26 protein-coding genes are annotated in these 23,293 nt (G+C 72.0%); 17 read left to right on the top strand and 9 right to left on the bottom strand.

Going from position 1 to position 23,293, the window contains the following annotated elements:
• Positions 1-100 precede the first annotated feature (100 nt).
• A complete protein-coding gene (locus ACGFYV_RS10180) occupies positions 101-790 on the bottom strand; it encodes an HAD family hydrolase (protein WP_393877902.1) in 690 nt (229 codons plus the stop codon).
• 89 nt (positions 791-879) lie between these two features.
• Positions 880-1,527 (bottom strand): DUF5134 domain-containing protein, encoded by a 648-nt coding sequence (locus ACGFYV_RS10175; protein WP_393877901.1) that lies wholly within the window; start codon positions 1,525-1,527, stop codon positions 880-882.
• 182 nt (positions 1,528-1,709) lie between these two features.
• On the opposite strand from ACGFYV_RS10175, the gene ACGFYV_RS10170 reads away from it, so the two are divergent.
• Together ACGFYV_RS10170 and ACGFYV_RS10165 are read left to right on the top strand one after the other, a co-directional pair.
• The gene (locus ACGFYV_RS10170) at positions 1,710-3,374 is read left to right on the top strand and encodes an FUSC family protein (protein WP_393877900.1); all 1,665 of its coding nucleotides are present in this window, start codon (positions 1,710-1,712) and stop codon (positions 3,372-3,374) included.
• A gap of 575 nt (positions 3,375-3,949) precedes the next feature.
• Positions 3,950-4,432: a MarR family winged helix-turn-helix transcriptional regulator gene (locus ACGFYV_RS10165; protein WP_393878014.1), complete on the top strand. Its 483-nt coding sequence runs from the start codon at positions 3,950-3,952 to the stop codon at positions 4,430-4,432.
• A 2-nt stretch (positions 4,433-4,434) separates the two neighbouring features.
• Here ACGFYV_RS10165 and ACGFYV_RS10160 read toward each other — a convergent pair whose 3' ends face one another.
• The gene (locus tag ACGFYV_RS10160; protein ID WP_393877899.1) at positions 4,435-5,196 is read right to left on the bottom strand and encodes a VOC family protein; all 762 of its coding nucleotides are present in this window, start codon (positions 5,194-5,196) and stop codon (positions 4,435-4,437) included.
• A 107-nt stretch (positions 5,197-5,303) separates the two neighbouring features.
• Positions 5,304-5,696 carry a VOC family protein gene (locus ACGFYV_RS10155; RefSeq protein WP_393877898.1) on the bottom strand — a complete coding sequence of 131 codons (393 nt, stop codon included), beginning with the start codon at positions 5,694-5,696 and terminating at the stop codon, positions 5,304-5,306.
• Between the two features lie 71 nt (positions 5,697-5,767).
• On the opposite strand from ACGFYV_RS10155, the gene ACGFYV_RS10150 reads away from it, so the two are divergent.
• Complete coding sequence (locus ACGFYV_RS10150) at positions 5,768-6,307, top strand: GNAT family N-acetyltransferase (protein ID WP_393877897.1); 540 nt, start codon at positions 5,768-5,770, stop codon at positions 6,305-6,307.
• Between the two features lie 99 nt (positions 6,308-6,406).
• Here ACGFYV_RS10150 and ACGFYV_RS10145 read toward each other — a convergent pair whose 3' ends face one another.
• Positions 6,407-7,090 carry a glycerophosphodiester phosphodiesterase gene (locus ACGFYV_RS10145; protein ID WP_393877896.1) on the bottom strand — a complete coding sequence of 228 codons (684 nt, stop codon included), beginning with the start codon at positions 7,088-7,090 and terminating at the stop codon, positions 6,407-6,409.
• 405 nt (positions 7,091-7,495) lie between these two features.
• Between ACGFYV_RS10145 and ACGFYV_RS10140 the strand changes: the two genes are divergently transcribed.
• From ACGFYV_RS10140 to ACGFYV_RS10125, 4 genes are all read left to right on the top strand, one after another.
• Positions 7,496-8,893, top strand: coding sequence for a DUF6421 family protein (locus ACGFYV_RS10140; RefSeq protein WP_393877895.1), 1,398 nt, complete (start codon positions 7,496-7,498; stop codon positions 8,891-8,893).
• Between the two features lie 50 nt (positions 8,894-8,943).
• Positions 8,944-9,690 (top strand): SDR family NAD(P)-dependent oxidoreductase, encoded by a 747-nt coding sequence (locus tag ACGFYV_RS10135; protein ID WP_393877894.1) that lies wholly within the window; start codon positions 8,944-8,946, stop codon positions 9,688-9,690.
• A complete protein-coding gene (locus tag ACGFYV_RS10130) occupies positions 9,687-10,757 on the top strand; it encodes a threonine aldolase family protein (protein WP_393877893.1) in 1,071 nt (356 codons plus the stop codon). Before ACGFYV_RS10135 ends, ACGFYV_RS10130 begins: the two co-directional genes overlap by 4 nt.
• 110 nt (positions 10,758-10,867) lie before the next feature.
• Positions 10,868-11,458, top strand: coding sequence for a transglutaminase family protein (locus ACGFYV_RS10125; protein ID WP_393877892.1), 591 nt, complete (start codon positions 10,868-10,870; stop codon positions 11,456-11,458).
• A gap of 60 nt (positions 11,459-11,518) precedes the next feature.
• Here the strand turns inward: ACGFYV_RS10125 and ACGFYV_RS10120 are convergent, their stop codons facing one another.
• Positions 11,519-12,247, bottom strand: coding sequence for a lysophospholipid acyltransferase family protein (locus ACGFYV_RS10120; protein WP_393877891.1), 729 nt, complete (start codon positions 12,245-12,247; stop codon positions 11,519-11,521).
• Positions 12,248-12,494: 247 nt separating this feature from the next.
• Here ACGFYV_RS10120 and ACGFYV_RS10115 point away from each other — a divergent pair, with 247 nt between their 5' ends.
• The 6 genes from ACGFYV_RS10115 to ACGFYV_RS10090 all read left to right on the top strand — a co-directional run bounded on the left by ACGFYV_RS10115 (position 12,495) and on the right by ACGFYV_RS10090 (position 17,139).
• Positions 12,495-12,836 (top strand): TlpA family protein disulfide reductase, encoded by a 342-nt coding sequence (locus tag ACGFYV_RS10115; RefSeq protein WP_393877890.1) that lies wholly within the window; start codon positions 12,495-12,497, stop codon positions 12,834-12,836.
• A 115-nt stretch (positions 12,837-12,951) separates the two neighbouring features.
• Positions 12,952-13,032, top strand: a complete 81-nt coding sequence (locus ACGFYV_RS10110; RefSeq protein ID WP_393878013.1) for a putative leader peptide — start codon at positions 12,952-12,954, stop codon at positions 13,030-13,032.
• A gap of 44 nt (positions 13,033-13,076) precedes the next feature.
• Positions 13,077-13,586 carry a flavin reductase family protein gene (locus ACGFYV_RS10105; RefSeq protein WP_393877889.1) on the top strand — a complete coding sequence of 170 codons (510 nt, stop codon included), beginning with the start codon at positions 13,077-13,079 and terminating at the stop codon, positions 13,584-13,586.
• Between the two features lie 222 nt (positions 13,587-13,808).
• Positions 13,809-14,594, top strand: a complete 786-nt coding sequence (locus ACGFYV_RS10100; RefSeq protein ID WP_393877888.1) for an electron transfer flavoprotein subunit beta/FixA family protein — start codon at positions 13,809-13,811, stop codon at positions 14,592-14,594.
• A gap of 53 nt (positions 14,595-14,647) precedes the next feature.
• Complete coding sequence (locus ACGFYV_RS10095; RefSeq protein ID WP_393877887.1) at positions 14,648-15,610, top strand: electron transfer flavoprotein subunit alpha/FixB family protein; 963 nt, start codon at positions 14,648-14,650, stop codon at positions 15,608-15,610.
• A 230-nt stretch (positions 15,611-15,840) separates the two neighbouring features.
• Positions 15,841-17,139 (top strand): DUF6986 family protein, encoded by a 1,299-nt coding sequence (locus tag ACGFYV_RS10090; RefSeq protein ID WP_393877886.1) that lies wholly within the window; start codon positions 15,841-15,843, stop codon positions 17,137-17,139.
• A gap of 277 nt (positions 17,140-17,416) precedes the next feature.
• Here the strand turns inward: ACGFYV_RS10090 and ACGFYV_RS10085 are convergent, their stop codons facing one another.
• Both ACGFYV_RS10085 and ACGFYV_RS10080 read right to left on the bottom strand, forming a co-directional pair.
• Positions 17,417-18,199 carry a hypothetical protein gene (locus tag ACGFYV_RS10085; RefSeq protein ID WP_393877885.1) on the bottom strand — a complete coding sequence of 261 codons (783 nt, stop codon included), beginning with the start codon at positions 18,197-18,199 and terminating at the stop codon, positions 17,417-17,419.
• A 7-nt stretch (positions 18,200-18,206) separates the two neighbouring features.
• Positions 18,207-19,256 (bottom strand): LacI family DNA-binding transcriptional regulator, encoded by a 1,050-nt coding sequence (locus ACGFYV_RS10080; protein WP_393877884.1) that lies wholly within the window; start codon positions 19,254-19,256, stop codon positions 18,207-18,209.
• A 270-nt stretch (positions 19,257-19,526) separates the two neighbouring features.
• On the opposite strand from ACGFYV_RS10080, the gene ACGFYV_RS10075 reads away from it, so the two are divergent.
• Positions 19,527-20,471 (top strand): ROK family protein, encoded by a 945-nt coding sequence (locus ACGFYV_RS10075; protein ID WP_393877883.1) that lies wholly within the window; start codon positions 19,527-19,529, stop codon positions 20,469-20,471.
• 93 nt (positions 20,472-20,564) lie between these two features.
• On the opposite strand, the gene ACGFYV_RS10070 is transcribed toward ACGFYV_RS10075, so the two are convergent.
• Positions 20,565-20,918, bottom strand: a complete 354-nt coding sequence (locus ACGFYV_RS10070) for a hypothetical protein (RefSeq protein ID WP_393877882.1) — start codon at positions 20,916-20,918, stop codon at positions 20,565-20,567.
• A gap of 173 nt (positions 20,919-21,091) precedes the next feature.
• On the opposite strand from ACGFYV_RS10070, the gene ACGFYV_RS10065 reads away from it, so the two are divergent.
• From ACGFYV_RS10065 to ACGFYV_RS10055, 3 genes are all read left to right on the top strand, one after another.
• Complete coding sequence (locus tag ACGFYV_RS10065; RefSeq protein ID WP_393877881.1) at positions 21,092-21,283, top strand: hypothetical protein; 192 nt, start codon at positions 21,092-21,094, stop codon at positions 21,281-21,283.
• 132 nt (positions 21,284-21,415) lie between these two features.
• Positions 21,416-22,468 (top strand): NUDIX domain-containing protein, encoded by a 1,053-nt coding sequence (locus ACGFYV_RS10060; RefSeq protein ID WP_393877880.1) that lies wholly within the window; start codon positions 21,416-21,418, stop codon positions 22,466-22,468.
• Positions 22,469-22,613: 145 nt separating this feature from the next.
• Positions 22,614-23,273 carry a formylglycine-generating enzyme family protein gene (locus ACGFYV_RS10055; RefSeq protein WP_393878012.1) on the top strand — a complete coding sequence of 220 codons (660 nt, stop codon included), beginning with the start codon at positions 22,614-22,616 and terminating at the stop codon, positions 23,271-23,273.
• Positions 23,274-23,293 lie beyond the last annotated feature (20 nt).

Below are 23,293 nucleotides of genomic sequence, written 5' to 3'. Positions count from 1 at the left end.
GCAGCGCGCATCGGATGCGCTCGTCCGAGCTGCTCTCCGATGCGCATCGGTCTGGATGCGCTTATCTGACGCGCTCGTCCGACGCGTTCATCTGATGGGCTCATCCCACCAGATCCAGCACCGGCAACAGCGCGTCCGGACGCTGGGCCACCGGCAGATGGTCCACGAAGTGCACGCGGCACCCCAGGGCAGCCGCGCCACCGTCGGCCGGCCTGCTGTCGCCGACCATCAGCACCTCCCGGGGGTCGGCACCCACCTGCGCGCAGGCCGCCGAGAAGAGCCGCGGGTCCGGCTTCTGCACGCCGTGTTCGTACGACAGCGTGTACGCGTCCACGTTGGCGTCCAGACCGTGTTCGCGGAAGACCGGACGCAGGTCCCAGCCGATGTTGCTGACGACGCCGACCCGGATCCCGCGTCCGCGCAGCGTGCGCAGCACCTCGGCAGCGTCCGGGTACGGGGCCCAGGCGGAGGGGGACTTGTGCCGCTCGTACAGCGCGTCGTGCAGGGCCGGGTCGGGGAGTGGCACGCGCCGGGACAGGCCGGTGTAGGCGGCCCGGTGCAGCGCGGGGCTCTTGTCCCGCACCGTCCACAACTCGGCGAGGTCCTCCGGCACCTCCAGTGGATTCGCTCCGCCTGGCAACGCCCCGGCCACCTCCAACGCCGTCGCCGTTCGGGTCAGTTCGGGTTCGGGGAGGGCGGTGCCCGTCTCCTTGAGGACGGCACGCAGCCAGGACTCGGTGGACTCGACGCGGAACAGGGTGCCCGAGAAGTCGAACAACACAGCAGTCATGCGCGGGGACTCTAGTGCGTGCCGCGCCACCGCCCCGCCAACTCGCCGAGACCCGCGACAGCCTGTGTTTCGAGGGGGCGTTCCGGCCATCACATCGTCAGGAGCATCGCGACCATGCCGATCCCCATCGACAGTCGGCAGGCCCGCGCCAGTTCCGGACGGTCCCCCCAGCGCATCGCCCCCGGGCCACCCGCAGCCCCCGTGGTCCCAGGTGGCCCGGTGGTGCCTGTCGCCCCCATGCCTCCCGTCGCCCCCACGCTTCCCGTCGCCGCGGCGGGCACCAGGCGGGCGCCGGTCAGCAGCACATAGCCGGTGAAGTAGAGCAGCAGCGCGCCGGTCAGCAGCGGCACACCGGTCCCGCCGTGCGCGTGGTGGTGCGAGGCGGGGGCGCCAGGGGAACCGGAGGAAGCGGAGGAGACGGCCATGGCGAGGGCCATGTAGACCATTGCCGAGGTTCCGATCAGATGGTGCAGATGATGGCCGCCCGCGCGTGCCGTCCACAGCGCGCGCAGCGCGGCGGCGCCGAACACGGCGGCGTACACCGGCCACGCCCAGCGCGGCGGTGCGAACACCGCGGCGGGTACGGCCATCGCGGCCATGCCGAAGCCCATGAGCGCCTCGCCGCCCGCGGCGCGGCGCTGCTCCTCGACACCGCTGCGCATGCGCAGCAGGCAGTAGGCGCCGGTCGCCGCGCACAGCGCGACCAACAGCCACGCCGCCGCAACCGGTCCGTGCACGCACACCACCCCCCCCGCTCGACGGTCGGTCGCCTGAAGGTGCGATGCCCACGGCACGCGGCGCGCACGCGAGCGCAAGGATGTACACGGGGAGCATTTGCCGGAGCACAGGCCGTGAGCAGGGAGGGTGCCGGTGTCGGTGAGGGTGTTTTACGAGTAAAACACATGCTAAATTGATGGGTATGAGCAGTGCGACCCCCCATCGGCTTCCCCTCGCCGGGGTGCTCCGCCTCGGCCGGCCCTCGGACATCTGGTTCAAGCCCGCGCTCAGCGCGGTCGCCTCGGCCGCCCCGCCCAACCTGATCCTGCTGGCCCTCGGACGCCTCGATCTGGCCATGTACACGATGGCCGGGTCCCTGTGCGCGATGTACGCCCACAACCGGCCCTACGCCGCACGGGCCCGCGCCCTCGCCTGGGTGGTGCTCGGCATGGTCGGCGGCCTGGCCGTCGCCCTGGTCGCCGCGTCGCTCACGTCCGACGCCGTCGTGCTGGTCACCGTCGGCGCCCTCATGGCGGCGGTGCAGAAGGCGGTGTGCGACGCCACCCGCCTCGGACCGCCCGCGCACGTGGTGCTCGCGTTCATCAGTTCCGCCTCGCTGTTCGCGCCGCAGACCCTGGGCCAGGTGCCCGGCCACGTGGGTCTGGCCCTGGCGGCGGGCGCCTGGGCCTGGCTCGTCGGGATGGCGCCCGCACTGCTGCGGCCGCACGGCCCCGAGCGCCGCGCCACCGCCCAGGCCCTGAACGCTGCCGCCGCGTACGCGCAGACGCGCGGCACCGGCGACGGCCATGTCCGCGCCCGCGCCGCCACGGCCGCCGCCGTGCACACCGCCTGGCAGTCCCTGCTCGCCGCCGGCGCCCGCCCCGATCACACCCGCCGCGCCCTTGAACGGCTCCTCGTCCGCGCCGAGGTCGCCCTCGCCGCCCCCGCCGACACCGATCCTGGGCGGCTGAGGGCCTGGGCCCGCGCACTGCGCGGCACCGGCCCCGTCCCGGAGGCGGGCTCCCTCCGGGGCACGTCCGAGGAACTGCTCGGCGTGGACGTGGAGCTCGCCCTCCCGCGCCGCCCGTTGCGCAGCCGTCTCGCCCCACTGGCCCCCATCGCCGTCCGTACGGCGATCGGCTGCGCCCTCGCCGGGTACGTCTCCCTGGCCCTCGGTGCCGGCCGCCCCTACTGGGCCCTCGTCACCGCGGCCTCCCTGTACCAGGCCAACGTCACCCTCACCTGGAGCCGGGGCGTCCAGCGCGTCGTCGGCAACCTTGTCGGTGTCCTCGTCTTCGCCGCGGTCGTCCCGCTCGCCCATCTCCACCCGGCCGCCGTGGTGCTGTGCTGTCTCGCCCTCAACTTCGGCGCCGAGGCGCTGATCGGCCGCAACTACTGGCTGGGCAGCGTCTGCGTCACGCCGATGGCCCTGCTCATCACCGAGTTCGCCCGCACCCAGGATCCCGGCCGGCTGATCACGGAGCGGGTCGCGGACACCCTGATCGGCGCGCTGGTCGGCTTCGTCGCGGCCGTCGTCGTCACCAACCGGCGCGCGGGCGGCCGTATCGAGCACGCGCTGACCGCCGTCGGCCGTGCCCGCGAACACGCCGCGCGGCTCCTCGCCGAGCCCCGTCCCGCGCCCGGCGCCCTGGACACCGCCCGCCGTGCCCTCGCCGCCGCCCTGGTCGAGCTGCGGGACACGACCGACGCCGCGTCCGGCGAGTGGTGGCAGCGCGCCCTGCCCACGGAGCGGGTCGTCCTCGCCGAGCAGGCCGGACACCGTACGCTCGCCGCGACGGTACGACGCCAGGGCCTCGTACCCCTGGCGCAGGACACGGGCAGGACGACGGAGGGCACACGGCCATGACGGCGACGAACGGGCGGCCGGGAGCCGGGGCCGGGGGCGACGCGGCGAAGGGCGGGGCGGGGGAGCGGCCGGGGGGTGCGGGCGCCGAGAACGCCGAGCCCGCCGACGCGCAGACGGCAGGGCCGAGCGGCGACACCGACGCCGAGCCTGCTGGGCTCGCTGGGAACCCCGGGCCCTCCGACGACGCCGAGCCTGCCGGGCACGCAGGGCACGCTGAGAACGCCGAGCCTGCCGACATCGCCGAGCCCGCCGGGCACGCCGACAACGCCAGGCACGCAGGGCACGCTGAAAACGCGGGGCCCGCCGAGCACGCTGAAAACGCGGGGCACGCAGGGCACGCTGAAAACGCGGGGCCCGCCGAGCACGCTGAAAACGCGGGGCCTGCCGAGCACGCCGAAGACGACGCCGAGAACGCCAAGCACACCAGGTCCGCCGGGCACCCGGAGAACGCCAGGCCCGCCGGGCACCCTGAGAACTCCGGGCCCGCCGACAACGCCGACAACGCCGACCCCGCGGAGCGCACGGCACCGGCGCCGGCCGGGCAGTCCGGCGCGCACGGTGACACCGTCGCCGCCGTGGTCGGGCAGTGGCGGGCCGTGCACCCAGGTCTCGACACCGGGCCGATGGAGGTCATCGGGCGCATCAACCGCTGCGCCGCCCTCCTCCAGCAGGCCGAGGACGCCCCGCTGCGCCGGGCCGGTCTCAGCCGCCCGGAGTTCGACCTGCTCGGCGCGCTGCGCCGGACCGGCCACGAGCTGACCCCCGGGGACCTGGCCCGGGAGACCTTCTCCTCCGGAGCCGCCGTCACCAAGCGGCTCAAGCACCTGAGCGAACGCGGACTGGTCGAGCGACGCGGGGACACCCGGGACCGCCGCGTCGCCCACCTGCGCCTGACCGACGCCGGCCGCGACCTCGTGGACGGCATCCTCCCCGAGCAGCTCGCCTACGAGACGGCGGTGCTGTCCATCCTCGACCCCGGCGGCCAGGGTGAGCTGGCCGCCCTGCTCGGGGCCCTGCTCGGCGGGCTGGAAGGCCGCATGAGCGCTCTGCGCGCGTGAGGTCAGTCCTCCGGGCCCGCGTAGACGCCGAACGCCGCCCCCTGCGGGTCGCGCAGCACGGCGATGCGCCGGACGTCCCCCACCGCCGTGGGGGCCAGGACGACGGCGCCCCCCGCCCGCACGGCGACCTCCGCCGCCGCGTCCACGTCCTCCACCGCGAAGTACGGCATCCAGTGCGGCGGCACCTCGGGCGGGAACCGCTCGCCCATGGCGGCCATCCCGCCGAAGTCCTCCCCGTCCAGGCCCCACTGCGTGTACCACTGCGAGGCGTTGACGCTCCAGCCGAAGACCGTGGTGTAGAAGTCCCGGGCCCGGTCGGTGTCACGGGTCGCCAGCTCCACCCAGCCGAGCGTGCCGGGCGCGTTGAACAGCCCGGCGCCCGGGAAGGCGCGGGCCTGCCACAGCTGGAAGGCGGCGCCGGCCGGGTCCAGGGCCACCGCGAAGCGGCCGACGTCGAAGATGTCCATCGGGCCGAGGAGCACGCTGCCCCCGGCCTCCGTCACCCGCCGTGCCGCGTCGTCGGCGTCCGCCACCGCGAACGACACGTTCCAGGCGACCGGTTGGGACTCCTGGTACAGCGGGCTGAGGGCGGCGACCGCCGCGTCCCCGACGTGCGCCGTCGTGTATCCGCCCGCTTCCGGCCGCGGATCCGTCTCCGGCCGCCAGCCGAACAGGTCGGTGTAGAACCGCTTGGCACCCTCCAGGTCGGAGGTGCCCAGCTCGGTCCAGCACGGTCCGCCGAGCACGGGCTTGTCGAACTTCATCTCGGTTCCCTCCGGATGCGGCGACGCGGGCAGAGGACTCCGCGCACCGGCGGAAACCCTCTTGGCACGCTAGTCCCGCCCACTGACAGCGGCCATCCGGAAGCCCGTCAGAAGGCGGGCCGGTACCGCAGCGGATGGTCCGCCGGGACCTCCACCAGCACGATCGGGATGCCGTCCGGGTCGGAGATCCACATCTCGACGAGCCCCCACGGCTCCTTGACCGGCGGCCGTACGATCTCGACGCCCTTCGCCCGCAGTTCCTCCTGCGCGGCGGTGACGTCCTCGACCTGGAGCCACAGCCGCACCCTGGGCGACGGCGGGGCGTCGGAGCGGCCGGAGATCTCCAGGAAGCCGCCGCCGAGGAAGTAGACCGTCCCGCGCTCCTTGCCGGCACCGAAGTCGCGGTAGACGGCGAGGCCCAGCCGCTCCCCGTAGAAGGCGCGGGAACGTTCGGGGTCCGTGGGGCGGACCAGTGTCCGGCTGCCGAGTACGTGCACCATGCGTCCGGAGCCTAATGGCACAGATACCCTCGACCCTGGTTCAGCCGCGCCCGAGATCGGAGATCATCCCCATGGACAGCACCGCCGCCGCACCGGCCTTCCGGGACGCCACCGACGCCGACGTGGACGCCCTCGTCGCGCTGGTCGAGTCCGCGTACCGGGGCGACTCCAGCCGGGCCGGATGGACCACCGAGGCGGACATCATCGAGGGGCAGCGCACCGATCGCGAGGGCGTGCTCGAGGTCGTCAAGTCGCCGGACAGCAGGCTGCTGACCGTCGAGCAGGACGGGCGGATCGTCGCCTGCTGCCAGCTCGAACACCGCGGCGACCACGCCTACTTCGGCATGTTCGCGGTCAGCCCCGCTCTCCAGGGCGCGGGCCTCGGCAAGACGGTGCTGGCGGAGGCGGAGCGGCAGGCCGGTCAGACCTGGGGCGTCACCGAGATGCACATGACGGTGATCTCGGTCCGCGACGACCTGATCGCCTGGTACGAGCGCCGCGGCTACGGCCGTACGGGCAAGATGACGCCGTTCCCGTACGGCGACGAGCGCGCCGGTGTCCCGCAGCGCGACGACCTGCAGTTCGAGCTGCTGGTCAAGCCACTGGTGTGAGCTTCACACGGTGAACTGGTAGGAGCTACACGCCGTGAGCTGGTACGAGCTTCACGCGGTGCACCGGTGTGAGCCTCGCGCGGCGAACTGCTGTGCGCTTCACGCGGTGAAGCGGCCGGTGCGTTTGATCTCCGGGTAGTCGGTCGTCGCGCCGTCCAGCTGCAGGGCGCGCACCAGTCGCAGATCGTCCTGCGTGTTGACCACCCAGCCGAGGATCCTGAGGTCGGCCGCGCGCGCGTGCTCGACGACCTCCAGGGTCACCCGGCGGATGTTGAGGCAGAGGGCCGAGGCGCCCACCTCGGTCGCGCGCTCCACCACGTCGGTGCCGTACCGGCTCGCGATCAGGGCGGTGCGGACGCCCGGCACCAGCCGGGCGATCTCGGCGATCGCCTCGTCGTGGAACGAGGACACCTCCACCCGCGAGACCAGGTCCCGGCGGTGCATGACCTCGGCCAGCGCGCGGGCCGCCGCCACGTCCTTGATCTCCGCCTGCAGCGGGGAGCGCACCGCGTCCAGGACCTCCTCGAACACCGGCACCCGCTCCCCGCGGCCCGCGTCCAGGGCACGCAGTTCGGAGAGGGTCTTCTCGGCGATCGGCCCGGTGCCGTCGGTCGTGCGGTCCACCTCCGCGTCGTGCATGACGACCAGGGCGCCGTCCTTGCTCAGATGCAGATCGAGTTCGATCAGGTCGAGGCCGGCCTGCTGCGCGGCGACGAAGGAACGAAGGGTGTTCTCGGGCTCGACACCCATGACCCCGCGGTGACCGATGGTAAGGAAGTTCAAGGTTCAACTCGCTTCCGTCGACGGCGGCTCGGCGCCCCGCGGACCCGACGGGCGTCGTCGTCCGCACGGCAGGGTCGCAGCCTAATGGCCGGGTCCGGGGATGGACCCGCACCTGCGCCGGGGGATCCCGGTACGGCCCGCCCCGTGCCTGGCTCCTGCCCGTCCCGCCGTCACCCGGGCGTGGGCGAGTCCTGCCGTCATTGACCGGCTGGATCTGATCGCCGCGTCATCTGTCGCCATGACCCCCATGTCCGGGAGGTAAGTGAGCGCCGTCCGGGTATCGCGCAGGAAAAATGTCGGTGACCATGCGATCCGACAGAATAATTTCCCGATCCCCCTCTTGCTGTGCGAAAGGGGGTATGCATACGGTGTCCTTACGTGAGGTTCTCCCGTGGAGGATGGGGCATGACGGAAATTCTTGTGCAGGCGGCTATGGAGGAGCAGGTTCCTTCGCTGACCAGGGTGGTCGAGCACCCGGCCTGGCCGGTGCTCAAGAGTGCCGTGGAACAGATCCGGCCATGGCAGTCCCCGGACGGGTCGATCGACTTCGCGGCCGAGGGTGCCCCGGAGCGGGCCGAGGCCGAGGACACGGTGCGCCGTGTCGTCGAGTCGGTCGAGCGGATCTCCCCGCTGCTGCCGCACGACGCCGCCTACCACGAGGCTCTGGTGCGGGACCTGCGCCGCTGGGCCGAGGGCGGCTTCGAGGTGCCGGACTTCCTGGACTCCCTGCTGGCCTTCCAGCCCGCGGCGGGCCGCGCGGACGGCCTGCAGCACCTGGTGGTCTTCCCCATGTACACGCAGAACGGCAACCCGGACCGCAACCTGGAGGCGGTCGTGCTGCGCATGGTGTGGCCCGAGTGGCTCGCCGAGCTGGAGCGCACCCGCTACGACAACCCGCTGTTCTGCGGCATCACCTTCGAGGACTTCACGGCCGGCTACGACACCAACTCGGCCGTCCTCTTCCCGGAGACCATCGCCGTGCGCGAGGCGCCGGAACGTTTCTCCTGGGGTGGCATCTTCTGTGACCGCGAGGCCGCCCGCTTCCGCCGGGTCACCGGCGCGGCCGTCGAGATCCTGGGCCTTGAGCTGCCCGAGGACATCGCCGCGATGGTCCACGACCAGAAGCGCTGCGAAGAGGCCTTCGTGCTCTGGGACATGGTCCACGACCGCACCCACAGCCACGGCGACCTGCCGTTCGACCCGTTCATGATCAAGCAGCGCCAGCCGTTCTGGATGTACGGCCTGGAGGAGCTGCGCTGCGACCTCACCGCCTTCAAGGAGGCCGTGAAGCTCCAGGCGGACGGCGTCCCGCAGGCCCGCGACGTGCAGTACGCGGTGCTCTTCGACCGCATGTTCCGCTTCCCGCTCACCGGTGACCGCGTGCGCAACTACGACGGCGTCGGCGGCCAGCTGCTCTTCGCCTACCTGCACAAGCACGACGTCATCCGCTGGACGGACAACAAGCTCACCATCGACTGGGAGCGCGCCCCGCAGGTCACCAACCAGCTGTGCGCCGAGATCGAGAAGCTGTACCGGGACGGCATCGACCGCCCGAAGCTCGTGCACTGGTTCGCGGGCTACGAACTGGTCTCCAGCTACCTCGCCCCGCACCCCGGCTCCAAGTGGGCCAAGGGCCCGGACGCCCTGGACCTGACCCAGCCGCCGCGCAAGCTCGTGGACGACGTGCTTCCGGACGAGTTTCCGCTCAGCATGTTCTTTGAGGCCCTGTCCAAGAAGCTGAAGAATGTGATCGCATCGACGAAGGGCATCACCGCGGACAGCGCCGAGCGGCTCGCCGCGTGAGCGACAGCGTCCAGAGCACTGCTGAACAAGCTGATCAAGAGGGGAACAACATGGGGAACGGGGTTCTGAGTGGCGCCGTCGTCGCGGTCGCCGGAGCGGGCGGACCCGCCGGGCGCGCGACCCTGATCCGGCTCGCCGAGGCGGGCGCGACCGTCGTCGGCGCGGACAACGACCCGGGCCGCCTCGCGGAGGCCGTGGACGCCGCCCGCTACGCCAACGGCGGCGCCACGGTCACGGGCGAGACGGTGGACCTGCTCGACCTCGGTTCGACCCGCGCCTGGGCCGAGCACATCGAGAAGGAGCACGGCCGCGTCGACGGCCTGGTCCACCTGGTCGGCGGCTGGCGCGGCAGCGCGAACTTCGGCGAGACCGACCTCGCCGACTGGGACCTGCTGGAGAAACTCCTCATCCGCACCGTCCAGAACACCTCGCTCGCCTTCTACGACGGCCTGCAGCGCAGCGGAAACGGCCGCTTCCTGCTGATCAGCGCCGCCGGTGCGAGCAAGCCCACCGCGGGCAACGCCGCGTACTCCGCGGCCAAGGCCGCCGCCGAGGCCTGGACGCTGGCCATGGCCGACGGCCTGCGCAAGGAGGGCGGCGAGGAGGGGCCGCGCGCGGCCGCCGCCGTTCTGGTGGTGAAGGCGCTGGTCCACGACGCGATGCGCGCCGAACGCCCCAACGCGAAGTTCGCGGGCTTCACGGACGTCAAGGACCTGGCCGAGGCCGTCGTGGGTGTCTGGAGCGAGTCCGCGGCCGAAGTGAACGGAAACCGTCTGTGGCTGACCGAGAAGCCGTGAACCCTGCCAAGACCGACGCGCGTCGCCATCACGACCCGAAGGTCCGCGGTTTCGCCAGCGACAACTACGCCGGGGCGCATCCGGAGGTGATGGCCGCCCTGGCCCTGGCCAACGGCGGCCATCAGGTGGCGTACGGCGAGGACGACTACACCGAGAACCTCCAGGGGATCATCCGCAGTCACTTCGGGTCGACCGCGCAGGCCTTCCCGGTCTTCAACGGCACCGGCGCGAACGTCGTCGCGCTCCAGGCGGTCACCGACCGCTGGGGCGCGGTGATCTGCGCCGAGAGCGCCCACATCAACGTGGACGAGGGCGGCGCCCCCGAGCGGATGGGCGGCCTCAAGCTGCTCACCGTGCCCACGCCCGACGGCAAGCTCACTCCCGAGCTGATCGACCGGCAGGCCTGGGGCTTCGAGGACGAGCACCGTGCCATGCCCCAGGTCGTGTCGATCACCCAGTCCACGGAGCTGGGCACGCTCTACACGCCCGAGGAGATCCGCGCGATCTGCGAGCACGCCCACGCGCACGGCATGAGGGTGCACCTGGACGGCTCCCGGATCGCCAACGCCGCCGCCTCCCTGAACGTCCCCATGCGGACGTTCACCAACGCGGTCGGCGTCGACATCCTCTCGCTGGGCGGGACGAAGAACGGCGCGGTGTTCGGCGAGGCCGTCGTGGTCATCAACCAGGACGCGGTGCGCCGGATGAAGCACCTGCGCAAGATGTCCATGCAGCTGGCCTCCAAGATGCGTTTCGTCTCCGTGCAGTTGGAGGCGTTGCTCGCCAAGGACCTGTGGCTGCGCAACGCCCGGCACGCCAACGAGATGGCGCAGCGGCTGGCCGAGGGCGTCCGCGCGGTGCACGGCGTGGAGATCCTCTACCCGGTGCAGGCGAACGGCGTTTTCGCCAAGCTCCCCCACGAGGTGAGCGAGCGGCTGCAGAAGAAGTTCCGGTTCTACTTCTGGGACGAGGCGGCCGGCGTCGTGCGCTGGATGTGCTCCTTCGACACCACCGAGGACGACGTCGACGCGTTCGTCGCGGCGGTGAAGGAGGAGATGGCCCGCTAGCCCGGCCGACCCGGCCGGCACCCCTGGGCGTGCATAGGTATGCGGTCTCCCGAAAAATCATTGACGCTCGGGTGGCCGCATTCCTATGCTCTGCGACCATGGAGCCGACCATGGAGCTGATTCAGAAAAACGCCGACCTGTCCGCCTACTTGGCCGCTGACGAGGTCATCGACCACCATCGTCCGATCGTCCGCGAAACGGCCGCCCGCCTGGTGAAGGGAGCGGCCGACTCGTATGAGTATGCGCGTGCCGCGTACGAGTTCGTGCGCGACACTGTCCCGCACTCCCAGGACTCCGGCGATCTCCGCGTGACCTGGCGCGCCTCCGACGTCCTCGCGCTGCGCACCGGCATCTGCTACGCCAAGTCCCACGCCCTCGCCGCACTGCTGCGCGCCGAGGACATTCCCACCGCCCTGTGCTACCAGCGCCTGTCCGACGACGCGGGCGGCCTCGTCGTCCACGGCCTGGTCGCCGTGCGCTTCAACGGCGCCTGGCACCGGCAGGATCCGCGCGGCAACAAACCGGGCGTCGACGCCCGCTTCTCCCTCGACGGGGAGCGGCTGGCCTGGGTCCCCGACCCCGCGTCCGGCGAGCTGGACTTTCCGACGCTCTACGCCGCGCCGCATCCGCTCGTCCTCGACGCCCTGAAGGCGGCCCCGGACCGCCCGCACCTCTGGGAGACCCTCCCCACCACCCTCTGAAACGCGACAGCGCCCCTTCCCGGCGTGCTTCCGCCGGGTGTCAGGGCGCCTTCGCCGGTGTCAGTGGGCCTCGGCCGCGCGCAGTTGCTCGACCGTCGGTGCCGTACCACCGAGGTGGGCCGGGAGCCACCAGGAGTCCTCGGTGTTCCTGGGGCGGGCGGGGTAGGCGCGCTGGGCGGCGTCCAGCAGCTCCTGGACGCGCTCGCGCAGCCGGCGGGTGATCGCTCCCGCGTACTGGTCGCGCGGGGCCTCGACGGCCTCGCCGACGCGGACGGTGATGGGGGTGTGGCTGCGCTTGAAGTTGCGCGGGTGTCCCTTGGTCCACAGCCGCTGCGTGCCCCACAGCGCCACCGGGATCAGCGGGACGCCGGCTTCCTGGGCGAGGCGTGCCGCACCGGACTTGAAGCTCTTCAGGGTGAAGGACTGCGAGATCGTGGCCTCCGGGAACACCCCGATGACCTCGCCGGAGCGCAGCGAGTCCAGCGCGTGCGCGTAGGCGGCCTCGCCCTGATTGCGGTCGACCGGGATGTGCTTCATCCCGCGCATCAGCGGCCCCGACACCTTGTGCCGGAAGACGGACTCCTTGGCCATGAAGCGCACCAGGCGCTTCTGCGGCAGAGCGGCCAGACCGTCGAAGATGAAGTCCAGGTAGCTGATGTGATTGCTCACCAGCACGGCGCCGCCCTCGCGCGGGATGTTCTGCGAACCCTGGCAGTCGATCTTGAGGTCCCACACCTTGAACAGGGTCTTGGCGAAACCGACGACGGGACGATAGACCAGCTCTGCCATAGGGGGGTCGGACCCTTTCTGCTCTGCTCGGGAAAGGGGGCTCCCGGCGGGAAGTTACGCGGCCGTAGGTTTTCGGCGTCTCGCAGATGGTGCCCGAAGAACGGACAGGTGGCCAGTCCTGGTGCCCCGTGGCGGCGAGATCCTCGTCACGTCGGCCCACATCCCGGCCTCGGATCCCGGATCCTGAGGGTTCCTTTACTGTCCGGACGACGACCGCACAGGTGGTGCGGCGGAGCGGGAGGACGCGGTGAGCGGGAGGGCGCGGGTGAGCGGCGACGAGGGCAGGCGGCTCGGAGTGGCCGAGCTGGGCGGTGAACTGGGGGAGCGGGCCACGCTCGTGCAGTTCTCCAGCGCCTTCTGCGCGCCCTGCCGGGCCACCCGGCGCGTCCTCGACGAGGTCGCCGCGATGGTGCCGGGAGTCGCCCACATCGAGATCGACGCCGAGGCCCACCTGGACCTCGTACGCGAACTGGCCGTCGTCAAGACCCCCACCGTGCTGGTTCTCGACGCCGACGGCCGGGTGGTGCGGCGCGCCGTCGGACAGCCCCGCAGGGCGGACGTCATCGCGGCGCTCGGGGCGGCCGTGTGAGGGCCGCGCGGGGGCCGCGTGAGTGCCGTGCGCGGTCGTCCGGCGCCTGGTGAGGCATCTTCCGGATCCCGGACCGAACTTGACTGCACCCGCCACCTATCGTCAGCCTGACCGTATGCCGATCGAACTCCTTCTCTTCGGCCGGGTCCACGTCGACCTGGTGCGCACCGCGAGCGCGTGCTGTCCGGGCTGTTGAACAGTCACGGATCCGGTCGCCCTCACCAGAAGAAGGACAACTCCATGACGGCCATGCCCGACCTCGGCACCTTCCAGCCCGCCTCGCCCGGCCTGCTGCGCTCCACCTTCCGCCGGCACGCCGCCGGTGTCGCGGTGATCACCGCGCGCGGCGCCTGCGGTCCAGTCGGTTTCACCGCCACCTCCCTCACCTCCGTCTGCGCCGACCCGCCGCTCGTCTCCTTCGGCGTCGGCACCGGCGCCTCCAGTTGGCCCGCCATCGCGGAGACGGAGCACGTCGGCGTCCACATACTCGGCGAGCACCAGAGCGATCTGGCCGCCACCTTCGCCCGCAGCGGGGCCGACCGGTTCGGCGCGCCCACCGCCTGGCGCGAGGGCCCGGAAGGCGTACCCGTCCTGGACGGCGTGCTCGCCTGGCTGGTCTGCCGCGTGGTCGGCCGCGTCCCGGCCGGGGACCACCGGATCGTGCTCGCCGAGGTGGTCCTCGGTGACCCGACCGGCGTGGGCCGGCCGCTCCTCTACCACCAGGGACGCTTCGGCGGACTGCGGGATTGATCACGCCCCGTCGTCCTGCGGAGCCGCCCGGTTACGGTTACGCTGCGTTGCAGAGGTCACAGTTCAAAGCGCTTGCTTAGTGGGCACGAACTGGGTGTACTGGTGAGTAATATTCGACCGGGCGGATGGACGCCCGGTCGTGGGGATCGGCCGATTGATCGAGGCACCTATGCTGCCTCCAAGAGGCAGCCCGGAAATGACGATTGCAGTAGGAGAGCCGGCGTGAGCTTGAGGATCGTTGTCACTGTGAAGTACGTGCCCGACGCCACTGGCGACCGGCACTTCGCCGATGACCTGACTGTCGACCGCGACGACGTGGACGGTCTGCTCTCCGAGCTGGACGAGTACGCCGTCGAGCAGGCCCTCCAGATCGCGGAGGACGCGGACGACGCCGAGGTCACCGTCCTGACCGTGGGCCCCGAGGACGCCAAGGACGCGCTCCGCAAGGCCCTCTCGATGGGTGCCGACAAGGCCATCCACGTCGAGGACGACGACCTGCACGGCACCGACGCCATCGGCACCTCCCTGGTGCTGGCCAAGGCGATCGAGAAGGCCGGCTTCGACCTGGTCGTCTCCGGCATGGCCTCCACCGACGGCACCATGGGCGTCGTCCCCGCGCTGGTCGCCGAGCGCCTGGGCGTCCCGCAGGTGACCCTGCTCTCCGAGGTCTCCGTCGAGGGCGGCACGGTCAAGGGCCGCCGCGACGGCGACGCCGCCTCCGAGCAGCTCGAGGCGCAGCTCCCCGCCCTGATCTCCGTGACCGACCAGTCGGGCGAGGCGCGCTACCCGTCCTTCAAGGGCATCATGGCGGCCAAGAAGAAGCCGGTGCAGTCCTGGGACCTGTCCGACCTCGACATCGAGGCCGAGGAGGTCGGTCTCGACGGTGCGTTCACCAAGGTCGAGGACGCGGCCAAGCGCCCGGAGCGCACGGCCGGCACGATCGTCAAGGACGAGGGCGAGGGTGGCAAGCAGCTCGCTGAGTTCCTCGCGAGCCAGAAGTTCATCTAAGGGCTCGCCCCGCTGACCGCCCCTCAACTTCGTTACGCAGGAGAGCAAATCCCATGGCTGAAGTCCTCGTCTACGTCGACCACGTGGACGGCGCCGTCCGCAAGCCCACCCTTGAGCTGCTGACCCTGGCCCGCCGCATCGGCGAGCCCGTCGCCGTCGCGCTGGGCAACGGCGCCGCCACCACCGCCGCCACGCTCGCCGAGCACGGCGCGGTGAAGGTCCTCACCCACGAGGCGTCCGAGTACGCCGACTACCTGGTCGTCCCGAAGGTGGACGCCCTGCAGGCCGCGGTCGAGGCCGTCTCCCCGGCCGCCGTGCTGGTCCCGTCCTCCGCCGAGGGCAAGGAGGTCGCCGCCCGCCTGGCGCTGCGCATCGGCTCCGGCATCATCACCGACGCCATCGACGTCGAGGCCGGCGACGAGGGCCCGGTGGCCACCCAGTCGGTGTTCGCCGCGTCCTTCACCACCAAGTCCCGCGTCATCAAGGGCACCCCGGTCATCACGGTCAAGCCGAACAGCGCCGCCGTCGAGGCCGCCCCGGCCGCCGGTGCCGTCGAGGCGCTGGCCGTCACCTTCTCTGACAAGGCCACCGGCACCAAGGTCACCGCCCGCACCCCGCGTGAGTCGACGGGCCGCCCCGAGCTGACCGAGGCGGCGATCGTGGTCTCCGGTGGCCGCGGTGTCAACGGCGCCGAGAACTTCTCGATCATCGAGGCCCTCGCCGACTCCCTCGGCGCGGCCGTCGGCGCCTCGCGCGCCGCGGTGGATGCCGGCTGGTACCCGCACACCAACCAGGTCGGCCAGACCGGTAAGTCGGTCTCGCCGCAGCTGTACATCGCGAACGGCATCTCGGGCGCGATCCAGCACCGTGCCGGCATGCAGACCTCGAAGACCATCGTCGCGGTCAACAAGGACCCCGAGGCCCCGATCTTCGAGCTGGTCGACTACGGCGTCGTCGGCGACCTGTTCGACGTCGTCCCGCAGCTGACCGAGGAGGTCAAGGCCCGCAAGGGCTGAGCCTCTCCCGGGCACTCCACGAGGCCCCCGTGACCCGCGCGGTCACGGGGGCCTCGGTGCATGCTGGAGGCGTCCCGCCGGATGTGGAACCTCTTGTCTGCCGGATGAGGACCGTCCTGTCCGCCGGATGTGGACCGTCCGTCCGGAGGGTGTTGACCAGGGGAACCACCCCGGATAACTTCATTCTACGGATTGTTGATTCCGTACAGCGGAAAATTGGAGGGTGTGGGATGGGTCAGCAGGAGACGGTGGCGACGAGCCTCGCGGGCGCGGTCAGCGAGGAGATCAGCGCTTCCCTCGCGCCGGTCGACGCGGAGCTGGAGCGCCGCTACCCCGGAGACCCCGGCACCCGGCAGCCCGTCCACACCGTGTACGTCCCCGGCGACGTCTTCGCCGCCGGCACCATCCGCTCCTGGGGCGACCAGGCCCTCGCCGCCCTCGACGAACACGCGCCCGACGCCGCCTCGTTCGCTGCCGCCCTCGGCCTGACGGACGACCTCGCCGAGCCCGTCTACACCCGCGTCCGCGCCAAGCTGCGGCGCGAGCCGATCGAAGACCTGCGCGTGGACTTCGAGGACGGCTACGGCCCCCGCCCCGACGCCGAGGAGGACGAGACGGCCGCCCGCGCCGCCCGGATCGTCGCGGAGGCGTACAAGAACGGCACGGCGGCCCCGTACATGGGCATCCGCATGAAGTGCATGGAGGCCGCGGTACGCGACCGGGGCATCCGCACCCTCGACGTCTTCCTCACCGGCCTGATGGAGGCCGGCGGCTTGCCCGAGGGGCTCGTGCTGACCCTGCCGAAGGTGACCTACGCCGAGCAGGTCAGCGCCTTCGTGCGCCTCCTGGAGGCCTTCGAGAAGGCCCATGGACTCGACTCCGGCCGCCTCGGCTTCGAGATCCAGATCGAGACCAGCCAGTCCATCCTCGCCACCGACGGCACCGCGACAGTCGCCCGCATGATCCAGGCCGCCGAGGGCCGCGCCACCGGACTGCACTACGGCACCTTCGACTACAGCGCCTGCCTCGGTGTCTCCGCCGCCTACCAGGCCAGCGACCACCCGGCCGCCGACCACGCCAAGGCGATCATGCAGGTCGCCGCTGCGGGCACCGGCGTACGCGTCTGCGACGGCTCGACCAACGTCCTGCCCATCGGCCCGACCGAGAAGGTCCACGACGCCTGGCGGCTGCACTACGGCCTCACCCGCCGCGCCCTGGCCCGCGCCTACTACCAGGGCTGGGACATGCACCCCGGCCACATCCCGACCCGCTACGCGGCCGTCTTCGCCTTCTACCGCGAGGGCTTCGAGCGGGCGGCGGCCCGGCTCGCCCGCTACGCCAACCGCGCCGGCGGCGACGTCATGGACGAGCCCGCCACCGCCAAGGCCCTCAGCGGCTACCTGCTGCGCGGCCTGGACTGTGGCGCCCTCGACGACGCCGAGGTCGCCGGGCTCACCGGCCTGACCCGCCCCGACCTGGAGGGCTTCGCCGCCCCCCGCCGCGGCGACCTGACGGCCTCGGCGCAGTAGACCCACCGCGCTCGTACAGCCCCGGCCGGCCTGGCCGCCGACCGCCCCCGCCGCCCCGTGAAAGGGCGACGGGGGCGACTCGTGTCCGGTGCCTGCCCGTGCCTGTCCGTGTCTGTCCGTGTCTGCCGCCCCGGCGGCGCCTTGTGGATTCCCGGGCGCGGGCGCGGGCGCGGGGACGGGACGCCGGCGGCTTCCCGGAGGGGACTCGGAGCCGGTCGGCTCCTTGAGCCTGCGCCCGCCCCACCCCGGTCGCGACGGCTGCGGCGGGAGCCGACCGTCACACCCCGGGCCGGGGGCGCCGACGACTGCCCCCGGCGCCGGGCGGGGCAGGCGGCCGGCCGTGTGCGTACGGCTCCAGCCCCGATTCCGTCACCCACGCCTGATCCGCGAACAGCCGTGTGCCCCGATCGCACAGCCCGGCATCCGCCCGCGCCCGCGCGCAGAACTCCTCGGGAGTCTCGCCGAACAGCATCCTCAACGGAGTGGATCTCATGAGAAGTTCGGACAGCAGGGCGTGCTGGCCGGGATGCGGGCGCGGCATCCCGGCGCCGTCGTGCAGCACCCCGTGCCAGTTGACGTACGCGTGCGCGCCGGGGAGCGTCGAGCCGTCCGGCAGCTCGATCCGCACGTCCGGCGCGGGCAGCCGGGCCCGCCAGAAGTTCAGCTCGCTCGCGTCCATCACGGCCAGTTGCCGCGGATCCAGCCAGATGAGGAACAACTCCCGTACAGCATGCGGGGACTTGACCGGCGAGGCCGAGACATAGCCCATGCGGCTGACGTGAGCGGAGACGCCCACGTCGATCCCGGTCACCCGGACCCGGACCATGGGAATGGGGGAGTCGATCCCGAAATCGTCCATCTTGCGGCGGAGTTGACCGGGGCAGGCGTTGGAGCCCACGGCCAGGACCGGTACCCGGTCCTCGTGCACCAGGCGCTCCAGCGGCAGCATCCGGTCGCCGTGCAGCAGACCGGACTCGGTGGGCCAGGCGCCCGGGTAGCTCAGCGGATGGTCGTGGGGTGCCTCGGCGAGGCCGAGTTCGTCCAGGGTGCGGCCGGCCATGGAAGGCTCAGTCCGCGGGCGGCAGTTCGCCGGAACCGCGGGCGATCAGCCGGGTCGGCAGCTCGACGCGTTCCGGGGCGACCAGGACGCCGTCCAGCTGGCGGAAGAGCCGCTCGGCGGCGGTACGGCCCAGGGCGGCCGAGTTCTGGGCGACGACCGTCACCGCGGGCCGCAGGAGGTCGGCCAGTTCGAAGTCGTCGAAGCCGACGAGGGCGACGGGGCGGGTCTGCTCGGCGAGCACGCGGATCACGGTGACCGTGACCCGGTTGTTGCCCGTGAACACGGCGGTGACCGGGGAGGGCCCGGACAGCATCTCCTCGGCCGCCCGGCGCACCCGCTCGGGGTCGGTCACCCCGAGGGAGATCCACCGTTCGTCCACCGGTATCCCCGCGTCCTCCATCGCGGCCCGGTAACCGCGCAGTCGCTCGGCCGCGGTGTGGATGCGGGGCATGTCGCCGATGAAGCCGATCCGCCGGTGGCCGTGCGCGATCAGGTGGGCGACTCCGTCGCGGGCTCCTCCGTAGTTGTCCGACAGGACGACATCGGCGTCGATGCGCCCGGCCGGCCGGTCCACGAACACCGTCGCCACGCCCGCCCTGATCTCCGGCTCCAGGTAACGGTGGTCGTCCCCGGCCGGGATCACCACCAGGCCGTCGACCCGTCGCGCGCACAGCGCCAGCGCCAACTCCTGCTCCCGCTCCGGGTCCTCGGCGCTGGAACCGTTGATCAGCAGGGCGCCGTGCGCGCGGGCCACCTCCTCGACCGCGCGGCTGAGGGGGCCGTAGAACGGGTCCGCGAGGTCCTCAAGGACCAGGCCGATGCTCGACGTACGGCCCTTGCGCAGCACCCGCGCGCTGTCGTTGCGGCGGAAGCCGAGCGCGTCGATCGCCTCCTGCACCCGGCGCTCGGTGTCCGGGGTGACCCCGGGCTCGCCGTTGACCACACGGGACACCGTCTTCAGACCGACCCCCGCCCGCGCGGCCACGTCCTTCATCGTGGGACGATTGCCGTAGCGAGTCCCGGAGAAGTGGTCGGTGCGGCGGGTGGTCTCGGGCACGGTGCTGCGTCCTGTCCTGTCGTCCGGGGTGTCCACCGGGGTGGTGCGTCGTCGGTCCGGCGGACGCATGAGGATGTGGCGTCGAGCATAGAGCCTGGACAACGTTGTCAGATGCGCGAGAGACTGTCCACCGCCGCCTCCGGCCTGCGGCCACCGCCGCGGTCGGCCTGCGGTGACGCTCCGGCCGGCTCCTGCGTACGTGCGCTTCGCACCTTCGCTTCGCACCTTCGCTTCGCACCTTCTCATGATCGACGGGGAGACCTGACTCTGATGCACACCGACCTCGTGGCGGCCCTGGACATCGGCGGGACCAAGATCGCCGGCGCGCTCGTGGACGGCCATGGACGGATCCGGACCCGCGCCCAGCGGGCCACCCCCGCGCAGCAGGACGGCGAGACGGTCATGCGGGCCGTGGAGGAGGTGCTCGGCGATCTCGCCGGGTCGCCGCTGTGGGGACGCGCGGGTTCCCTCGGTATCGGCAGCGCGGGCCCGGTCGACGCCTCGGCCGGCACCGTCAGCCCCGTCAACGTGCCCGGCTGGCGCGACTTCCCGCTGGTGGAGCGGGTGCGCGCGGCCACGGGAGGCCTGCCGGTCGAGCTGATCGGCGACGGCGTGGCGATCACCGCGGCCGAGCACTGGCAGGGAGCCGCACGCGGCCACGACAACGCGCTGTGCATGGTGGTCTCGACCGGTGTCGGCGGCGGTCTGGTCCTGGGCGGCCAACTGCACCCCGGTCCCACCGGCAACGCCGGACACATCGGTCACATCAGCGTCGACCTCGACGGCGACCTCTGCCCCTGCGGCTCGCGCGGCTGCGTCGAGCGCATCGCCAGCGGCCCCAACATCGCCCGCCGCGCCCTGGACCACGGCTGGCGGCCCGGCCCCGACGGCGACACCTCCGCCGCCGCGGTGGCCGCCGCCGCCCGCGCGGGCGACCCGGTCGCCGTCGCCTCCTTCGCGCGCGCCGCCAAGGCTCTGGCGGCCGGGATCGCCGCCACCGCGACCCTGGTCGAGATCGACGTCGCGGTGATCGGCGGGGGCGTCGGCAAGGCCGGCGACATCCTCTTCACCCCGCTGCGCAAGGCTCTCGCCGACTACGCCACCCTCTCCTTCGTCCAGCGCCTGACGGTGACGCCCGCTCAGATGGGCACGGACGCGGGGCTGGTGGGGGCAGCGGCGGCGGCCCTGCATGTGGCGGCGCCGACGTCCGTGTGAGAAGGGGGGGTCGGCGAGGGGAGGTTGGCGAGAGATGCTCGGCGAGGGCCGCTCGGCAGGTGAGCGTGGCGTCCGCCCGGCCGCGCGTGGTTCTCACCGGAACTCGTGCACGACCTCGATGGGGCCGACGATGTGCGCGTTGAACTCGTCCAACTCCTCGGCCGGAACCCACAGTTCGAGGATGGTCCGGCCGCCGGCCTGCTGGACCGGGTACCGGGCGAGGAACGCGGAGTCCACCTGGAACCGCGTCACGAAACCGGCTCCGTCGTGCTTGACGTTCCAGTCGCGGGCGATCCTGATCGCGTAGTCCTCGTTGAGGACCGGGTAGAAGATCGGCTGCTCGGGCAGTCGGGGCGGCCACGCCTTCCAGTCCAGCCGCCGGACCAGGGCCAGTTCCTCGGGGCCGGTGGGGCGCCACAGGGTGGTGGTCGGGCGGGGGCTGGTCATGGTCGTCGTACTCCCGGTCATGGCCCGCCGGTTCCCGGCGGACGGAGATCCGGACGATACCGGCCGCGAGAACACCACCGCCACGAGGTTTCGTCGCGATCCGTGATCCGTGATCCGTGATCCGTGATCCGTGATCCGCGTGACTTCGGGCGGTCTGTGCAGTTGATCACGGCATGAAGAAGCGCAGCATGCTCGCCATCGCCTCCCTCGCCACCGGGTTCGTCGTGGCCGCCATCACCCCGTCCCACGCGGCGGAGAAGGGGGCCCTCGAGGATCTGAAGGTCACCGACACCGTCGGCACGGTCGACCACCTGGTCAGCCAGGACAGCCTGTCCCTGGACGAGGGCGCGCTCGGCCAGGAGTAGACGGGAGACGGAGGGCCGGTACTTCCGCGAGAGAGGTGCCGGCCCTTCCGCGTGCCTGCCCTCAACTGCGTGTGGTTTCCGTGGCAGGGTGGAACGGGCAAGCCCCAGGGGGCCAAGAGAAGAGGGGGAACCGTGACCGTCGTCTGGATCAACGGCGCGTTCGGTGCGGGCAAGACCAGTGCCGCACGGGAACTGATCGAGCTGATCCCGAACAGCACGCTCTTCGACCCCGAGATCATCGGGGGAACGCTCTCGCACCTGCTGCCGCCCAAGCGCCTCGCCGAGGTCGGTGACGTCCAGGACCTGCCGATCTGGCGCCGGCTCGTGATCGACACGGTGGCCGCGATGCTCGCCGACCTCGGCGGCACCCTCGTGGTCCCCATGACCCTGCTGCGCCAGGAGTACCGGGACGAGATCTTCGGCGGCCTCGCCGCCCGCAGGATCCCCGTGCGCCACCTGTTGTTGGCCCCGGCTGAAACGATCCTGCGCGCACGAATAGCCGGGCGGGAGAACCTGTCGGACTTGTCGGATCTGCCCGACGGCGAGATACGGCAGCGGCAGTGGGCGTACGACCGGATCGAGCCCTACCGGGCCGCCCTCGCCGCCTGGCTCACCGCCGATGCCCATCTCGTCGACACCAGCGCTCTCACGCCGTACGAGACCGCCGTCCGCGTCGCCGACGCCGTCGGCAGCGGTGCGGTCGCGCCCTGCGACATCGTGCAGACCCCCGAACCCACCGCCGAGACCGTCGCCGCCGGTGTGCTCCTCTTCGACGAGCAGGACCGGGTGCTGCTCGTGGACCCCACCTACAAGCCCGGTTGGGAGTTCCCCGGCGGAGTGGTCGAGCGCGGCGAGGCCCCGGCCCGTGCCGGCATGCGCGAGGTCGCCGAGGAGACCGGGATACGGCTGCGCGAGGTGCCCCGGCTGCTCGTCGTCGACTGGGAGCGGCCCGCACCTCCCGGCTACGGCGGACTGCGCCTGCTCTTCGACGGTGGCCGCCTGGACTCCGCCGAGGCCTCCCAAGTGCTGCTGCCGGGCCCGGAGTTGCGCGCCTGGCGCTTCGCCGGCGAACAGGAGGCCGCCGGCATGCTGCCCCCCGTGCGCTACGAGCGACTGCGCTGGGCCCTCCGGGCGCGGGAGCGCGGAGCCGCGATGTACCTGGAGGCGGGGGTGCCGGTCGGCTGATCCCGGTGCCGGATCGGGGGACGGGGACGGGGAGTCGCTTGCTGAGCCGGGTGTCCGGCCGGCGGGGTGTCTGGCTATGGGTCGGTAGAGCGGCGGGCAGGCGCCGGTAGGGTGGCCTGTTGTGGACGCGGGGGCAGGAGACGAGCTGGTTGCGGTCCCGTCTGGGCAGGTGACGCTGTCGGACCGGCGGACGCAGAGGAGTTGGCGGGTCGAGGTCGCACCGTTCCAGATGTCGCCGGTCCCGGTCACGCAGTCCTGGTACGCACGAGTCACGGGCCGACGGCCGAGCAGTGCCCAGGGTGAGCGGCTGCCGGTCGAGGGCGTTTCATGGTGGGACGCGGTCCAGTTCTGTAACGCCTTGTCCCGGCATGAGGGGCTGACGCCGGCGTATCAACTGTGCGCCGACGCCGAGACGGCCGAGTGGGACACCTCCGCAGACGGATACCGGTTGCCGACCGAAGCCGAATGGGAGCACGCCTGCCGTGCGGGCACTACGGGCCCGCGGTACGGCCGGCTCGACGAGGTCGCCTGGTACCAGGGGAATTCCGATGGGCGGATCCACCCTGTCGGCGGCAAGCAGCCCAACGCGTGGGGCCTGTACGACATGCTGGGCAATGTGTGGGACTGGTGCTGGGACCTCTACGACGCCGAGGTGTACGGGGCCTACCGAGTGCTCCGTGGTGGTGGATGGGCCGACGAGCATTGGAGCTGCCGGGCGTCGGTGCGGCGGCGCAGCCACCCGACCTTCCGGATCGACGACGTGGGATTTCGCATCGTGCGCTCCGCACCACGGCCCCGGCAGTGACAAACCCCGGCCGCCGGGTG

The sequence above is a fragment of the Streptomyces sp. NPDC048297 genome (assembly GCF_043201585.1).
GTDB lineage: Bacteria > Actinomycetota > Actinomycetes > Streptomycetales > Streptomycetaceae > Streptomyces.
Note: the sequence above shows the minus strand (reverse complement) of the source record. Positions and strands in the feature narration are given on the sequence as shown.

Excerpts from the sequence above, each read along its gene's own strand:
- ACGFYV_RS10150 (WP_393877897.1), top strand. The coding sequence starts at position 5,768 with ATGGACAGCACCGCCGCCGCACCGGCCTTCCGGGACGCCACCGACGCC.
- ACGFYV_RS10160 (WP_393877899.1), bottom strand. The coding sequence starts at position 5,196 with ATGAAGTTCGACAAGCCCGTGCTCGGCGGACCGTGCTGGACCGAGCTG.
- ACGFYV_RS10155 (WP_393877898.1), bottom strand. The coding sequence starts at position 5,696 with ATGGTGCACGTACTCGGCAGCCGGACACTGGTCCGCCCCACGGACCCC.
- ACGFYV_RS10065 (WP_393877881.1), top strand. The coding sequence starts at position 21,092 with ATGAAGAAGCGCAGCATGCTCGCCATCGCCTCCCTCGCCACCGGGTTC.
- ACGFYV_RS10095 (WP_393877887.1), top strand. The coding sequence starts at position 14,648 with ATGGCTGAAGTCCTCGTCTACGTCGACCACGTGGACGGCGCCGTCCGC.
- ACGFYV_RS10105 (WP_393877889.1), top strand. The coding sequence starts at position 13,077 with ATGACGGCCATGCCCGACCTCGGCACCTTCCAGCCCGCCTCGCCCGGC.
- ACGFYV_RS10075 (WP_393877883.1), top strand. The coding sequence starts at position 19,527 with ATGCACACCGACCTCGTGGCGGCCCTGGACATCGGCGGGACCAAGATC.
- ACGFYV_RS10090 (WP_393877886.1), top strand. The coding sequence starts at position 15,841 with ATGGGTCAGCAGGAGACGGTGGCGACGAGCCTCGCGGGCGCGGTCAGC.
- ACGFYV_RS10135 (WP_393877894.1), top strand. The coding sequence starts at position 8,944 with ATGGGGAACGGGGTTCTGAGTGGCGCCGTCGTCGCGGTCGCCGGAGCG.
- ACGFYV_RS10085 (WP_393877885.1), bottom strand. The coding sequence starts at position 18,199 with ATGGCCGGCCGCACCCTGGACGAACTCGGCCTCGCCGAGGCACCCCAC.
- ACGFYV_RS10125 (WP_393877892.1), top strand. The coding sequence starts at position 10,868 with ATGGAGCTGATTCAGAAAAACGCCGACCTGTCCGCCTACTTGGCCGCT.
- ACGFYV_RS10140 (WP_393877895.1), top strand. The coding sequence starts at position 7,496 with ATGACGGAAATTCTTGTGCAGGCGGCTATGGAGGAGCAGGTTCCTTCG.
- ACGFYV_RS10170 (WP_393877900.1), top strand. The coding sequence starts at position 1,710 with ATGAGCAGTGCGACCCCCCATCGGCTTCCCCTCGCCGGGGTGCTCCGC.
- ACGFYV_RS10120 (WP_393877891.1), bottom strand. The coding sequence starts at position 12,247 with ATGGCAGAGCTGGTCTATCGTCCCGTCGTCGGTTTCGCCAAGACCCTG.
- ACGFYV_RS10110 (WP_393878013.1), top strand. The coding sequence starts at position 12,952 with ATGCCGATCGAACTCCTTCTCTTCGGCCGGGTCCACGTCGACCTGGTG.
- ACGFYV_RS10180 (WP_393877902.1), bottom strand. The coding sequence starts at position 790 with ATGACTGCTGTGTTGTTCGACTTCTCGGGCACCCTGTTCCGCGTCGAG.
- ACGFYV_RS10070 (WP_393877882.1), bottom strand. The coding sequence starts at position 20,918 with ATGACCAGCCCCCGCCCGACCACCACCCTGTGGCGCCCCACCGGCCCC.